Source organism: Mesorhizobium sp. M0910 (genome assembly GCF_040319465.1).
GTDB lineage: Bacteria > Pseudomonadota > Alphaproteobacteria > Rhizobiales > Rhizobiaceae > Mesorhizobium.
In genome coordinates this window covers 330933-344582 of record NZ_JAMYNZ010000003.1, presented here as the reverse complement: position 1 = coordinate 344582, position 13650 = coordinate 330933, and the positions used below count along the sequence as shown (strand labels likewise).

Sequence of the window (13650 nt, the reverse complement as noted above, 5' to 3'; positions counted from 1 at the left end):
CCTGATATTTGGGACATTACGTGAAAAACTTCCTGATTTTCAGTACGAAGTTATGGCGGTAGAGACAGCGCGTCAAGAACCGAACGCAACCAGCCCATGCAGGAGCTGAACCATGTCCGCTGTCGCCACACGAGCAGATTGCAAACCGCGTCGCCCGGCCGCCGTTACCAGCCTGTCAGAGCAGGCGGCGCTTCGACCCAATCATCGCTGGAAGGTGCTGGGCATCGGCGTCGCCGCCAATGCCTGCTTCTCCGCGACATTCTCCGGCATTCCGGCCACGGCCGTGTTCCTGCGCTCGGGCTATCATCTCTCCAATGGCGAGCTCGGTCTGGCGCTTGGCCTTCTCGGCTTGGGCGTGGCGCTGAGCGAATTGCCGTGGGGGCTGCTGACCGATCGCTGGGGCGACCGCCGCGTGCTGCTGACCGGGCTCGGCGCAACCGCGGTGTGGCTGCTCGTCATGGCCGCGCTGGTCGTGCCGTCACCAGCCCAAATTCCCGGCGTCGCGCTTCTCGCCGCTGCCCTGCTGGTCACCGGATTGCTCGGCGGCAGCGTCAACGGCTCCAGCGGCCGCGCCATCATGGCCTGGTTTGGCGAAGGCGAGCGTGGCTTTGCCATGAGCATCCAGGCAGACGGCGGTGCCGCTTGGCGGCGGGCTTGGCGCGCTGGTGCTGCCGTCGCTCGCTTCGGCCCATGGCTTCACGGCGGTCTTCGGACTTCTGGCGGCTGCGTCCGCCGTCTCGACCTCGCTCGCCTGGCGCTGGCTGCATCAGCCGCCGGCGCACGACCATGCCCATTCGAGCAGCGCGGCAAAGCCGGCCGGCCCGGCACCGCTGCGCAACCCGGCCGTCTGGCGCATCGCGACAGCCATCGGCCTGCTGTGCTTCCCACAGGTGGCCGTGCTCACCTTTGCTTCCGTCTTCCTGCATGATTTTGCCGGCATGGGAACGGCCGTGATCAGCGCCAGCCTGGCTGCCGTGCAGGTCGGCGCCATGGTCATGCGCGTCTGGAGCGGCCGCTACACCGACCGTCACGGCAACCGCCGGTCGTTCCTGCGTCTGTGCAGCATGCTGAGCGTGGCCGCCTTCGCCGTGCTTGCGGCGCTCGTCTTGTTTTCGGCCCAACTCTTGTCAGGCCAAGCGCCGATGCTGTCGCCGGCGATCGTTGCGATGCTCGTCGTGGCCGGCATCTGCGTCTCCTCCTGGCATGGCGTCGCCTACACCGAGCTTGCGACGCTGGCCGGCGCCAGCCAGGCCGGAACGGCGCTCGGCCTTGCCAACAGCCTGGTCTTCATCGCCTTCTTCCTGGTGCCGATCGCCATTCCCGGGCTTCTCGTGCTCTGCTCGTGGGCAGGCGTCTGGCTGGGTGCGGCTATTTGCGCGCTGATCGCCTGGCCGATCTTTCTTCCGCCAACGGACAGCCGCAAAAGCGCCTGACTTCGACACGAGATGGGAAAACAACGTTCTAAGCTGTTAACGCCCCATCAAGGTTAATGCATCATTGTAGCTCTCCAGTGGGGTCCGTTGCGTTTCTGGAGAGTTCCGTGCATCGACGTGTTTTGACGCGGCTTGTCGCCGCCGCCGGTGAGAAAAAGCGTTCCTTCCTGTCTCCGTTTATTATTGGCCTTGGCATCTGGATCGGCTTTCCGACGGTCGCTGCCTATCAGGACATGACAAGCCTGGTCTCCGGCCTGGAGGCGCCGAGCGTCCGCTGGAACGCCTATGTCGAGAAATCCGTCGCCGGCTCGGTTCACGCCGCCGAAATGCCCTTCCTCGATTCCAGCAGCACCGGCTCGCTGTCCGGCTCCGGCGTGCAACTGCCCGGCATCGGCGCCGTCTCGTTTCGCGGCAAGGGCGGCATCGCCGGCACCACGCCGGACGAAAACCGCATCACGCGTGCCGACAAGAAGGGCCGCATCATCCAGGTCTCGCCCGTCTCGCCGCCGAAGAACTTCAACGCCGGCTCGATCTTCGAGCGAACCTCCTCGCTGCTGCGCCCAAGCATGGACAGCGGCCTGAGGATGGCCTTCGCCAAGCCCGAGATCAAAGGCAAGGAAATCCAGATCGCCGCCTCCTTCCACACGCGCGTCGACAAGAAGCCGGATTCCGGCGTGCCGGCGATGCTTGCCGCGCTGGTCAACAACGATCATCCCGACGTGCTGGCGACCGCCTACGCCTCGTCTGCCCCCGATTACGCCAAGGCATCGCCTTTCGAGGCCTTGCTGCAGGACGAGGACCCGAACGATGGCCGCTTCATTCCGCCGCTGAGCAAGGGCGATCATTCTTGGATGCAGACGCCGCTGCCGGCGAGCGTCTTTTCCAAACCGGAGCAGGCCTGTCTCGCCAACGGCATCTATTTCGAGGCGCGCGGCGAGTCCGTGCGCGGCCAGGCCGCCGTCGCCCAGGTCATCCTCAACCGTGTCCGAAACCCGGCCTATCCGAACTCGATCTGCGGCGTTGTCTACCAGAACGACAACTGGTTCAACCGCTGTCAGTTTTCCTTCGCCTGCGACGGCAGGAAGAAGCGGATCGACAACCCCGCTGCCTACAAGACCGCTCAGGATGTCGCCATGGCCGTCACAGCCGGCAAGATCTTCATTCCGGAAGTCGGCTCGTCGACCCATTATTACGCCAACTACGTCCATCCGGGCTGGGCGCGGACGATGCAGAAAATGACCAGGATCGGCCTGCATATCTTCTACCGCACCTATGGCGGCGGCTGGAGCTAAGTGCTCTGGCGGCCCTTGCATCTCTCCCGCGAGAGCGGCCGATGGAAGACGCATCGCTGTGGGGATTCGGCCGCAGCCCGCCGGAGACCGCGTCGGGCACGATGTCGCACCCAGGCAAGTAGCTGATTCATAACGAAAAAATACTTGAGCTCGAAGGTCCGCCCGTGGCTTGACGGGCGCGGACCCTCTAACTATGTTGCCGGCGACTTTAAGAAGCGGACGGACGGTAACGGTCTGACCGGGCAGGGGGGTTGCGTGGCCGATAAGAATGGGCCAGACGGAACCGGCAAAACCGGCCGCGGCAAGCAGCATGAAGCCGACATCCGCGACGACGATCTTGAGCGCCGCCGGCGCGACCTTGAAGCATCGCTTGCGACAAGGCGGCCGGATCGGCTCGAGGGGAAAGACGACGCGAAAGCGGGTAGTGTGGCCGGGTACGGCCAGGCGCTCAAGCTGTCCAGCGAGTTCATCGCCGGGATAGTGGTCGGTGCGGCTCTCGGCTGGTTTATCGATCGCGTGGCGGGGACATCGCCATGGGGTTTGATAGTCGGGCTGCTGCTGGGTTTTGGCGCCGGCGTGCTCAATGTCCTGCGTTCAGCCGGGCTTGTGTCGGAATTCGGAACGGGCGACAAACCGCGCGATCCGAAAGAATGAATTGAGGCGCCGCATGCCGGCGCATTGAACAGAATGCTGAAGCCGCCTGCGGCTTTGATGGGGATTTAAAGTGGCTGCTGACAAGGTCGATCCGATCCACCAGTTCCAGATCCATCCGATCGTTCCGATTCACATCGGCGGCTACGACTTGTCTTTCACCAATTCGGCTCTGTTCATGCTTGCGACGGTCGCTGTCGCATCGGCGTTTCTCTACCTCAGCACGTCGAGCCGCAGCCTGGTTCCGGGCCGCCTTCAGTCGGTCTCGGAAATGGCCTATGAATTTGTCGGCAACATGCTGAGGGACGCCGCGGGCACGCAGGGCATGAAGTTCTTCCCGTTCGTGTTCTCGCTGTTCATGTTCGTGCTTGTCGCCAACCTGCTTGGCCTGTTCCCGTATTTCTTCACCGTCACCAGCCATATTATCGTCACCTTCGGCCTCGCCGCGCTGGTGATCGGAACGGTCGTCGTCTACGGCTTCATGAAGCACGGTCTCGGCTTCCTGAAGCTGTTCGTGCCGAAAGGCGTGCCCATCGTGATGATGTTGCTTGTCGTTCCGATCGAAGTGATTTCCTTCGTATCACGTCCGGTCAGCCTCTCGGTTCGTCTGTTCGCCAACATGTTGGCCGGCCACATCACGCTGAAAGTGTTTTCGGGATTCGTCGTCAGCCTGAGCGCGCTCGGCACGCTTGGCATTGCGGGTTCGGTCCTTCCGCTGGCGATGGCCGTGGCTTTGACGGCTCTGGAGTTGCTCGTGGCGCTTTTGCAGGCCTACGTCTTCGCCGTGCTGACCTGCATGTATCTGAACGACGCCCTGCACCCTTCGCACTGATTTAGAGTTTCCGGCATTGCCGCCGGATGGAACCGCAACGGAATTTTAGATCCAAAGGAGTTGAACAAATGGACGCAGAAGCAGCAAAGTACATCGGCGCCGGCATCGCATGCCTCGGCATGGGCGGCGCGGGCGTTGGCCTCGGCAACATCTTCGGCAGCTATCTGGCGGGCGCGCTGCGCAACCCGTCGGCCGCCGACGGCCAGTTCGGCCGTCTGATTTTCGGCTTCGCCGTGACCGAAGCGCTGGGTATTTTCTCGCTTCTCATCGCGCTTCTCGCCCTGTTCGGCTGAATATTTGTTCGGCTGAACATTGGGAAGAATTGAACAGGCCGGCCGCGATCCTGCGGCGGGCCTGAATTTCGGGGATAGTCCATGTTCGTGACATCTGCCTTTGCGCAAGAGTCCGCGCCCGCCGCAACGGAAGCCGACGCGCACGCCGCCACCGGCGTGCCTGCCGAGGCGCACGGCACGTTCCCGCCATTCAATCCGGCAACGTACCCGTCACAGCTGGTGTGGCTGGCAATCACTTTCGGGCTGTTCTACCTCTTCTTGAAACGGGTAGTGATGCCGCGCGTCGGCGGCATCATCGACGTTCGCAACGACCGCATCACGCAGGATCTCGATCATGCTGCCCGGTTGAAAAGCGAGGCCGATGCCGCCGTTGCCGCCTATGAGCAGGAATTGGCGGAAGCCAAGGGCAAGGCCAATGCGATCGGTCAGCAGGCCAACGATGCGGCCAAGGCGGAAGCCGAAGCTGCCCGCAAGACGATCGAGGCAGCGCTTGACCAGAAGCTTGGCGAGGCCGAGGCGCGTATTTCTTCCATCAAGGCCAATGCCATGAAGGAAGTCGGCGCGATCGCCGAGGACACCGCTTCGGCCATCGTCGAGGCGCTTGTCGGCGGCAAGGCCAGCAAGGCCGAAATCGCGGCCGCGGTCAAATCCGTGGCCGGGTGAGGAGCGCATCATGGACGCCACATCTCTCGCGACGCTTTGGGCAACGGTTGCCCTCGTAATCTTCCTCGGCATCGCCATCTACATCAAGGTGCCGGGCATGATCGCCAAGGCGCTCGATGCGCGGGCCGACAAGATCAGCTCCGAGCTCGAGGAGGCGCGCCGGTTGCGCGAAGAGGCACAGCAGCTGCTTGGCCAATACCAGCGCAAGCGCAAGGAAGCCGAGCAGGAGGCGGCGGCCATCGTTGCCGCCGCCAAGCGTGAAGCCGACATGCTTGCCGCCGAGGCGCACCAGAAGACCGAGGACTATGTCGCCCGGCGCACCGCCTTGGCCGAGCAGAAGATCGGCCAGGCCGAGCGCGAAGCGATCGGCGAAGTGCGTGCCAGCGCTGTCGACATTGCGGTCGAAGCCGCGCGCGCGCTGCTGGCCGGCAAGATCGACGCCAAGGCCGGCGCCGACCTGTTCAACGCCTCCCTGCAGGATTTGAAGTCGAAACTGAATTAAGCGACTTCGTCGAGAAATTCATCGGAAGCCGCCGGGGAAACCTGGCGGCTTTTTTGTTGGCGAAAGCGGCAGAGCGCATAATCTCCCCCCTTGAGGGGGAGATGTCGCCAAAGGCGACAGAGGGGGGCGGTACGTCCTGGCGCGACGCCACTGGGACGAAAGAGAACGTTGACGCTTCACACGAAGGCGACCCCCTCTGGCCTGCCGGCCATCTCCCCCTCAAGGGGGGAGATTACGCGCCTAGCCGCTTCGCCAATCTCAATCCAAACCCGAAAAAACCTCTTCCTCCAGCACCTCGGTGCCGCCGAACCGGAACGGCGCGAAGGAGGCGCGGTGCAGCCGCGCCACCGGCCCGTGCAGATCGATCGCCGTGCGATGGCGCACAGTGGCGTAGCCCATATGCAGTTCGAAGCCGTAACGCGCATGATGGCTGCCGCAGCCGCACATCATGCGGTCGCGCAACACCTTGGCGACGATCGAGGCTGCGGCGATCGACTGCGAGCGCTGGTCGCCCTTGATCAGCGCTTTGCCCTCGCAGGGCAGGCCGGGCGGCACGTCGCGGCCGTCGGCCAGTGCCAGCTTCGGCCGGATTGACAGGCCGGCCACTGCACGGCGCATCGCCTCCAGGCTGGCCCTGAGAATGTTGGAGGCATCGATGCCTTCGGCGCTGACCGAGGCCATCGACACGGCGAGTGCGGAGCCGAGGATTTTCATGAACAGCGCCTCACGCTGCAAATGCGTCAGCCGCTTGGAATCATCGAGGCCGTCGGGGATGTTGGCGGGATCGAGCACCACCGCTGCCGCCACCACCGGCCCGGCGAGTGGGCCGCGGCCGGCCTCGTCCATCCCCGCCACCGGCCAAAGGCCTTCGGCCATCGCTCTCGTCTCGAACGAGAAGTCGGGTTTCTCGACGATTTCGAAGAGAAGCGGAGAATCGGAACGCGGGCGAGCCATGGTGCGGCGAGGTTCGCATCGGCTCCGATTCTCCGCAAGTCCCCTCCGGGTCGGGCGGGGCACCGGACCAGGAGGGAGCTACCGTCTGCAAGCCCGGGGACAGGACAGGCCGGACGGGATTTTTCGCCTGCTGCGGCCGCTTCAAAGCGGCTGGCGCGAGACGCTTTGTCACAGCAGCATCAGCTGCTCGGTTGCCTTGGCAGCGGGGACGAACTGGTCGGTCCTGAGCGAGCGCCGTTCGGCATTGAGGCCGAGCCGTTTGGCGGCGATCTCGAAACGCCGGCCAATCTGCCAGGCATAGGGGCCGGAGCCTTTCATGCGCTTGCCCCATTCCGAATCGTAGTCCTTGCCGTCGCGCATCGAACGGATCAGCGACATGACGTGGCGATAGCGGTCGGGATAGTGGCGCAGCAGCCAGTCCTTGAAGATCGGCGCGACCTCCAGCGGCAGGCGCAGCAGCACATAGCCTGCTTCACGCGCGCCCGCTGCCTGCGCCGAATCGAGGATGCGCTCCATTTCCGGGTCGGTCAGTCCGGGGATGATCGGCGCGACCATCACCGAGGCCGGAATGCCGGCGTCCGAAAGCTGTCTGATCGCCTCCAGCCGCTTGGTCGGCGTCGACGCGCGCGGCTCCATCGTTCTGGCCAGCATCCTGTCCAATGTCGTCACCGACAGCGCCACCTTGGCCAACCCGCGCTCGGCCATGCGCGACAGAATGTCGATATCGCGGGTCACCAGTGCCGATTTGGTGACGATGCCGACCGGATGGCCGCGCGCCTCCAGCACTTCGAGGATCTCACGCATGATCCGGTATTGCTTCTCTATCGGCTGATAGGGATCGGTGTTGGTGCCTATGGCGATGGTGCGCGGCTGGTAATTATCCCTGGACAATTCCTTGTCGAGCAACCGCGCCGCATCCGGCTTGGCAAACAGCTTCGATTCGAAATCCAGCCCCGGCGACAGGCCCATGAAGCTGTGCGTCGGCCGCGCGAAACAATAGACGCAGCCATGTTCGCAGCCGCGATAGGGATTGATCGAGCGGTCGAAGGAGATATCGGGCGATTCGTTGCGGGTGATGATGGTGCGCGGCTTCTCGACCTGTACCTCGGCCTTGAAGGGCGGCAGCTCCTCCAGCGAATTCCAGCCGTCATCGAACACATGCCGGCTGACCGGCTCGAAACGGCCGGACGGATTGATGCCCGCCGACCGGCCGCGATTGCGGTCCGGACGAACGCGCATGCCGCTCTGCTCGATCATCGCATTCGCCATCTCGGCCCTGCCAGCGCCGAAGGCGGCAATGTCGGCACGCACGATCTGTTCCATTTTGGCCCTTTCCCAGGGACTGTCCGCCCGCTGTCGAATCGCTCTGCTCATGAATGTATTCCTATCGCATCGATGAGAACAAAGCAAGAACTTTCTCGCGGCGCGCCGCAAAAACTGGCGCTGCCCACCGCTTTCCGCTATTCGGCTAAACATGCTCAGCGTCCTGATCGAAACCCTGAATGACGAGGAGGGCCTTGCCCGCACGCTCGCCTCGCTGATCGGCGGCGCGGTCGAGGGCGTGGTGCGCGACGTTCTCGTCTGCGACACCGGCTCGACCGATCAGACGCACCGCGTCGCCGAACATGCCGGCTGCCACTATGTCAGCGGCGGCATCGCTGCGGGCATCAGGCAGGCCAAGGGCGACTGGCTGCTCTTGCTGGAACCGGGCGCGCGGCTGGGGGAGGGCTGGATCGACGAGGTCGTCGCCCATACCGCCAGGCAAACCATGGCGGCGCGATTTTCGCGGGCACGCGGCAGCCGCGCGCCCTTCCTGTCACGCGTCTTTGCCGGAAATCGCGCTCTCGCCGAAGGCTTGGTGATCAGCAAGCGTCAGGCCGCCGCGCTATCAAAGAGCGCCCGCAGCGCCGAAGCGATCGCCCGCGGCCTGGCGACCAGGAGGCTCCACGCCGAGATCTGGGTGGCGCCGCGGAAGTGACGGCTTACCATCCCGGCCTAGGGAATGCCGCCCAAGCAAATTTTCTGGCGGGTCGTCGCTTATTGTGCATTGCACAAAATCTGGCCGGGGGTTACCATTCCCTGCGAAACGGGCGAATGGGTTTGGGGTGTGCCGGAGCGGCGGCGACGACTATCGTCGATGCTGTTCCATCGACATTTGAGGACCCCGATGACCCTTTCAAGCCCCGACAAGTCCGGCGCTGCAAGCCTCGAGGCGATCGCACGCAACGGCGGTACGCTGCGCCGCATCGCCGCCCGCATCCCGACCTATCTTTCCGACCTTCGCGAGAATCCGGCATGGCTGCCGATGTTCATGCTGGCCCGCACCATGCCGGCGCGGCGCCTGCACTGGCGCGGTGCAAAGCCCGTCCCGCCGGCGCGCAATGTCGGTGAAATGATGTTCGCCGGCGTCGATCGCGATGCCGTCGTCGGCGCGCTGCGGACGGAGGGGCTCTATTCGGGCCTGATGCTGCCGGCCGCCATCCATGAGGAGATTGCCCGCTTCGCCGAGCGCACGCCATGCTTCGGCAATTTCGACCGCCGGCTGGAATTCCTGCCCGAAAAACACGCCGATGCCGAAAAGCATTTCGGCCGCCCGCTGCTCAGCGGTCACTATTTCGAACGGGTCCTCGACTGCAACGCTGCGGTCGCCGTGCAGCGCGATCCGCTGCTTCTCGATATCGCAGCGCACTATCTCGGCAGCCAGGCCAAGCTGATCACCACCCGCGTCTGGTGGAGCTTTCCGACCGGTGGCGTCTCGGACGCCGACAAGAACATGGCCTCGCTCGGCAAATACCATTTCGACCTCGATGACTGGCGGATGCTGAAGTTCTTTTTCTACCTGGTGCCGGTCGACAACGACACCGGGCCGCATGTCTATGTCCGCGGCTCCCACAACCGCCGCATCCTGAAGCATCAGCTGACGCTGCTTGTCGGCCATTCGGCGGAGGAGGTGCTGGGCGTCTATGGCGAGCAGAGCCCGGTCACGCTGACCGGGCCGGCCGGCCTCGGCTTTGTCGAGGACCCGTTCGGCTTCCATATGGGCACCGTGCCGACGCGCACGCCGCGGCTGATGATGGAGGTCGGCTTCGGCGTGTCGCCGCCCTCGCGCCGCCGTTTTCACGGCGAGCCGGTCATTCGCTAAACCGAGGTCGCTTGGCTGATACCTTGGCTCGCCTCAGCCGCGCCGCAAATGCTCGTCCAGCCGCGGCATGATCTCGACGAAGTTGCAGGGCATTTGCCGGTAATCGAGCTGCGGCTTCAAGATGCCGTCCCAGGCGTCCTTGCAGGCGCCGGGCGAGCCCGGCAGCACGAAGACGAAGGTGGCGTTGACGACGCCGCCGGTTGCCCGGCTCTGGATCGTCGAGGTGCCGATCTTGTCGTAGGATATGCGGTGGAACACTTCGGAAAAGCCGTCCATGCGCTTTTCGAAGATCGGCTCCAGCGCTTCCGGCGTCACGTCGCGGCCGGTGAAGCCGGTGCCGCCGGTGGTGATGACGACATCGATCGCTTCGTCCCTTGACCAACCTAGGACCTTGTCGCGGATCTTGTCGCGGTCGTCGGTGACGATGTCGCGGGCGGCGAGGATGTGGCCGGCCTCGGCAATACGGTCGGCCAGCGTCTGCCCGGATTTGTCGTCGACGAGGCTGCGCGTATCGGAAACGGTCAGTACCGCGATGCGCACGGGAACAAAGGGGCGGCTCACGTCAATCCTGGCCATGGGCATCAGCCTCCGATCTCACGCTTCGCGTCGCCGCGACAAACCAGTCGGGATGGCGGCCGCGGATATCGACGGCCGCGCGCTTGGCCACGTTGCCGGTCTCGAACAGCCCGAAGCAGGTGGCGCCGGAACCCGACATCCTGGCAAAACCGGCTCCGGCCTTGTTAAGCACGGAAAGCGCCTTGCCGATGGCGGGCTGGATTGCACGCGCCGCAGGTTCGAGATCGTTGCGGGTGATCTCCAGCCAGTTGCGGATGCTGTGGAAGTCGAGGCTGTGCGGCAGCGGCGGCAGCGCCGCATTGTCGCGGCGGCCAAGCGCCTCGAACACGTCGGCCGTCGAGACGGCAGTGCCGGGATTGACGAGCACCAGACCCAGCGCCGGGAAATCCGGCACGAGTGTCAGCTCGTCGCCGACGCCGCGGGCTATCAGTGGCTTAGCAGCGAGGCACATCGGCACGTCGGCGCCGAGCGACAGGCCGATCCGCGCCAGTTCGGCATCGTCAACATCAAGTCCCCAGGTCTGGATCAGGGCGCGCAGCACAGCCGCCGCGTCGCTCGATCCGCCTCCGACACCGGACGCGACCGGCAGGTTCTTTTCGAGCCGGATGGCGACAGCCGGCGCGTGTTGGGAACCGGCCTCGCGACGCAGTGCGTCGCGCGCTCTCACCACCAGATTATTGTCGTCGACCGGCACCGCGGAGGCGTATTTGCCGGACACGGAAAACCCATCGCTGTCGGCAAGTTCTGTCTCGATGCGGTCGCCGAAGCGCGTGAACACAGCCAGGCTTTCGATCATGTGATAACCGTCGGCGCGCCGGCCGGTGACGTGCAGCGCGAGATTTATCTTGGCGTGCGCATGCAATGCCCGGAGGCTGGCCTCGGCGTTGATTGGCTCGGCCGCGAGGGGGACGACGGTCAATCCTTGGCCAGACGGTATTCGCCGGTCTTCGGATCCTTGACCAGTGTTCCCATGGTCCCGTTGGCCGTCTGCTTTTCGGCCCGACGTACCTTGGCGGTCACCCGCTCGGCTTCCCTGACGAAGGAGCGGTAGCCGAAATAGGCGGCAATGCCGACGACGGCGAAGAAAATGATCTGCGGCATGTCAAACTCCTCCCTCGCAAGGCCGGCAAGGCCGCCGGTCGGGTCGGTTGATGATTTATGCTAGACGCTTTCACCGGCTTTTCAAAGCCCGAAGCGCGCCCACAGCGCGCGCTCTTCCGCCGCATCGATGACGCCGCTTGCCGCGGCGGCAGCGATGTCGGGCGCCGACAAGCTCGAGCCGAACAGGCCGAAGCGGCCGAACAGGCCGCGCGGCGCGGTGATCAGCTTGAGCTGGGTTTTCGGCCCGAAACGGCTCTTCAGCACGCTGCGCATGTCGCCGAGCGCATCGACCAGCCCGAGTTCAAGCCCCTTCTTGGCCGTCCAGAACAGGCCTGTGAACAGGTCGGGATCGTCCTTGAGCTTGCTGCCGCGCCTGTCCTTGACGAGGTCGATGAAGGTCTCGTGGACCTCCAGTTGCAGCGCCTTCAGGCGCTCGACGTCCTCCTTCTTTTCCGGTTTGAACGGGTCGAGCACCGCCTTGTTCTGGCCGGCGGTGTGGACGCGGCGCTCGACGCCGATCTTCTTCAACAGCTCCGGAAAGCCGAACGAGGCCGACACCACACCGATCGAGCCGACGATGGAGGACGGGTCGGCAAAGATCTCGTCGCCCGCGACCGCAATCATGTAGCCGCCCGATGCCGCCACGTCCTCGACGAAAACCAGGACTTTCTTGTTCTTCTCGCTCGCCAGGTCGCGGATGCGCCTGAAGATCAGCCGCGACTGCACCGGCGAGCCCCCTGGCGAATTGATCGAGATGGCGACCGCCGGCGCATCGAAGGAAAACAGCTTTTCGAGAAGACCGGCGGTGGAAGCGAGCGACAGGCTCGGCCGGAACTGGCCGCCGCCGGGCATGATCGTGCCGTGCAGCCGGATGACCGGAATGGTGACGACGGTGGAGCGCCAGGATTTCGGCAGCAGGCGGTTGAAAAGGCGTTTCACGAGGGGGCGGTCTCCGGTCGATTTGCTTGAGGCATGTAGGAATTCGCCGGCCAACGGCAATGCCGTCACCCCGGCAATCAGAATGGATCAGTCTCCGAACAGCGACGCCAGCCCGTTATTGATCAGCTCTGCCCGCTCCGAAGGGCCATTGCCTGAGTAGGCATGCAGCATCAGCGGTGGCTGGATCGACAGCTTGCCGCGTGCGCCGAGTGCTGCCCGGACGACGATGCGGATCGCTGCCGCCTCGGGGCGAGGATGGACGGCCAGCATCTCGGCGTCGCCGAAGCGGCCGGCAACGGCATCGAGGATGGCGCCGAGCTGTTCCGGCCGGGCGATGACGGCCAGCCCGCCGCCCGGCCTCACCACCGCGGCCGCGCTGCGGATCCAGCTGTCGAACAATCCATCCTCCGAGACATGCGCGGCCTTTCTCAGCGGATCGGGCGTCGCGCGATCCTCGGCGGCATTGAACGGCGGGTTCATGATGACGAAATCGAAGCTGTTGTCCTCGAGGCCGGCGGCCGTTCGCGCCCGGCCCGACAGCGCGACATCGGCGACGAGCACCGAGGCGCGGTCGCTGAGATGCGCATTGCCGGGATGGGCAAGCGTGGTGGTGGCGAAGGCCGCCATTTCCGGGGAACGCTCGACAAGCACGGCCGCGGCAGCGGGGCAGCGCGACAGCACCGCCAGGCCCGCGGCACCGGCACCCGCGCCAAAGTCGGCCAGCCGCCCGGCGAAGGAGGACGGCACGGCAGCCGCCAGCATCATCGCATCCATGCCGGCGCGGTGGCCGGCCTTTCTCGGCTGCACCAGCCAGAAGCGACCACGATGGAAGGCATCGACCGTGTGAGTCGGCATGTCCGGGACAAGGGCAGCGGGCGACGCGGACATTATTTTTGGCGGATCTCGTTGGCGATGCCGGCATCCGTCAGGATGCGCCGTGCCGCATCGGCCTTGTCGGCGTCCACCATGACACGGCGGGGCAGGATGCCGATCGAGCCGTCGAGCACGCTCATGTTCTGGTCGGCGACGAAACAGCCGATACCGGCATCGCGCATCAGCGATTCGACAAACGAAATGATGACAGCGTCGTTGGTGCGGATGAGCTCTATCATCGGATGAAACTCGCAGTTTGCGGCGTTGATGTAAACGTAGGCGTGATCATGTACCAGAGCCGGCGCGCCAATTCGCCTCTTGCCGCACCGGTGGGTGACACCCTAGAGTCTGTCCAGGGACCATGTTGCCGTCGTGCATATCGAGGTTGGGAGTTTTGCC

Annotated in this window: 16 protein-coding genes and 1 pseudogene; 9 read left to right on the top strand and 8 right to left on the bottom strand. The window is 64.6% G+C overall.

Translation table 11 applies throughout. The features are described from left to right. Positions 1-112 precede the first annotated feature (112 nt). The 7 genes and pseudogenes from NKH78_RS32595 to NKH78_RS09280 all read left to right on the top strand — a co-directional run bounded on the left by NKH78_RS32595 (position 113) and on the right by NKH78_RS09280 (position 5666). A pseudogene (locus NKH78_RS32595) lies at positions 113-1433 on the top strand (MFS transporter). A 107-nt stretch (positions 1434-1540) separates the two neighbouring features. Beyond that, positions 1541-2725: a cell wall hydrolase gene (locus tag NKH78_RS09305; protein ID WP_352645469.1), complete on the top strand. Its 1185-nt coding sequence runs from the start codon at positions 1541-1543 to the stop codon at positions 2723-2725. Between the two features lie 255 nt (positions 2726-2980). Then, the gene (locus NKH78_RS09300; RefSeq protein ID WP_023716852.1) at positions 2981-3379 is read left to right on the top strand and encodes an AtpZ/AtpI family protein; all 399 of its coding nucleotides are present in this window, start codon (positions 2981-2983) and stop codon (positions 3377-3379) included. Positions 3380-3449: 70 nt separating this feature from the next. After that, the gene (locus NKH78_RS09295; RefSeq protein ID WP_352645472.1) at positions 3450-4208 is read left to right on the top strand and encodes a F0F1 ATP synthase subunit A; all 759 of its coding nucleotides are present in this window, start codon (positions 3450-3452) and stop codon (positions 4206-4208) included. A gap of 68 nt (positions 4209-4276) precedes the next feature. After that, entirely contained in the window at positions 4277-4501 is a 225-nt protein-coding gene (locus NKH78_RS09290; protein WP_254820421.1) for a F0F1 ATP synthase subunit C, read from the top strand. A gap of 81 nt (positions 4502-4582) precedes the next feature. Then, positions 4583-5164 carry a F0F1 ATP synthase subunit B gene (locus tag NKH78_RS09285; protein ID WP_352882720.1) on the top strand — a complete coding sequence of 194 codons (582 nt, stop codon included), beginning with the start codon at positions 4583-4585 and terminating at the stop codon, positions 5162-5164. 10 nt (positions 5165-5174) lie between these two features. Beyond that, a complete protein-coding gene (locus NKH78_RS09280; protein WP_352505249.1) occupies positions 5175-5666 on the top strand; it encodes a F0F1 ATP synthase subunit B in 492 nt (163 codons plus the stop codon). 258 nt (positions 5667-5924) lie between these two features. On the opposite strand, the gene rnhB is transcribed toward NKH78_RS09280, so the two are convergent. Both rnhB and NKH78_RS09270 read right to left on the bottom strand, forming a co-directional pair. After that, positions 5925-6620 carry a ribonuclease HII gene (rnhB, locus tag NKH78_RS09275; RefSeq protein ID WP_254818401.1) on the bottom strand — a complete coding sequence of 232 codons (696 nt, stop codon included), beginning with the start codon at positions 6618-6620 and terminating at the stop codon, positions 5925-5927. Positions 6621-6788: 168 nt separating this feature from the next. After that, positions 6789-7943: a PA0069 family radical SAM protein gene (locus NKH78_RS09270; protein ID WP_352882717.1), complete on the bottom strand. Its 1155-nt coding sequence runs from the start codon at positions 7941-7943 to the stop codon at positions 6789-6791. A 151-nt stretch (positions 7944-8094) separates the two neighbouring features. Here NKH78_RS09270 and NKH78_RS09265 point away from each other — a divergent pair, with 151 nt between their 5' ends. Then, the gene (locus NKH78_RS09265) at positions 8095-8598 is read left to right on the top strand and encodes a glycosyltransferase (RefSeq protein WP_023716858.1); all 504 of its coding nucleotides are present in this window, start codon (positions 8095-8097) and stop codon (positions 8596-8598) included. 189 nt (positions 8599-8787) lie between these two features. Then, on the top strand, positions 8788-9762 hold the full coding sequence (locus NKH78_RS09260; RefSeq protein WP_352882715.1) for a phytanoyl-CoA dioxygenase family protein: 975 nt from the start codon (positions 8788-8790) through the stop codon (positions 9760-9762). A gap of 33 nt (positions 9763-9795) precedes the next feature. On the opposite strand, the gene moaB is transcribed toward NKH78_RS09260, so the two are convergent. From moaB to NKH78_RS09230, 6 genes are all read right to left on the bottom strand, one after another. Beyond that, complete coding sequence (moaB, locus tag NKH78_RS09255) at positions 9796-10338, bottom strand: molybdenum cofactor biosynthesis protein B (protein ID WP_352777170.1); 543 nt, start codon at positions 10336-10338, stop codon at positions 9796-9798. Further along, positions 10325-11227, bottom strand: a complete 903-nt coding sequence (locus tag NKH78_RS09250) for a 4-(cytidine 5'-diphospho)-2-C-methyl-D-erythritol kinase (RefSeq protein WP_352505454.1) — start codon at positions 11225-11227, stop codon at positions 10325-10327. The genes moaB and NKH78_RS09250 overlap by 14 nt, the downstream gene beginning before the upstream one ends. Positions 11228-11253: 26 nt before the next feature. Beyond that, positions 11254-11439 (bottom strand): hypothetical protein, encoded by a 186-nt coding sequence (locus NKH78_RS09245; protein ID WP_292665400.1) that lies wholly within the window; start codon positions 11437-11439, stop codon positions 11254-11256. Between the two features lie 81 nt (positions 11440-11520). Next, entirely contained in the window at positions 11521-12378 is an 858-nt protein-coding gene (locus NKH78_RS09240) for a S49 family peptidase (protein WP_352505244.1), read from the bottom strand. Between the two features lie 87 nt (positions 12379-12465). Next, positions 12466-13266, bottom strand: coding sequence for a tRNA1(Val) (adenine(37)-N6)-methyltransferase (locus NKH78_RS09235; protein ID WP_352505243.1), 801 nt, complete (start codon positions 13264-13266; stop codon positions 12466-12468). Then, entirely contained in the window at positions 13266-13490 is a 225-nt protein-coding gene (locus NKH78_RS09230) for a putative signal transducing protein (protein WP_023674082.1), read from the bottom strand. Before NKH78_RS09230 ends, NKH78_RS09235 begins: the two co-directional genes overlap by 1 nt. Positions 13491-13650 lie beyond the last annotated feature (160 nt).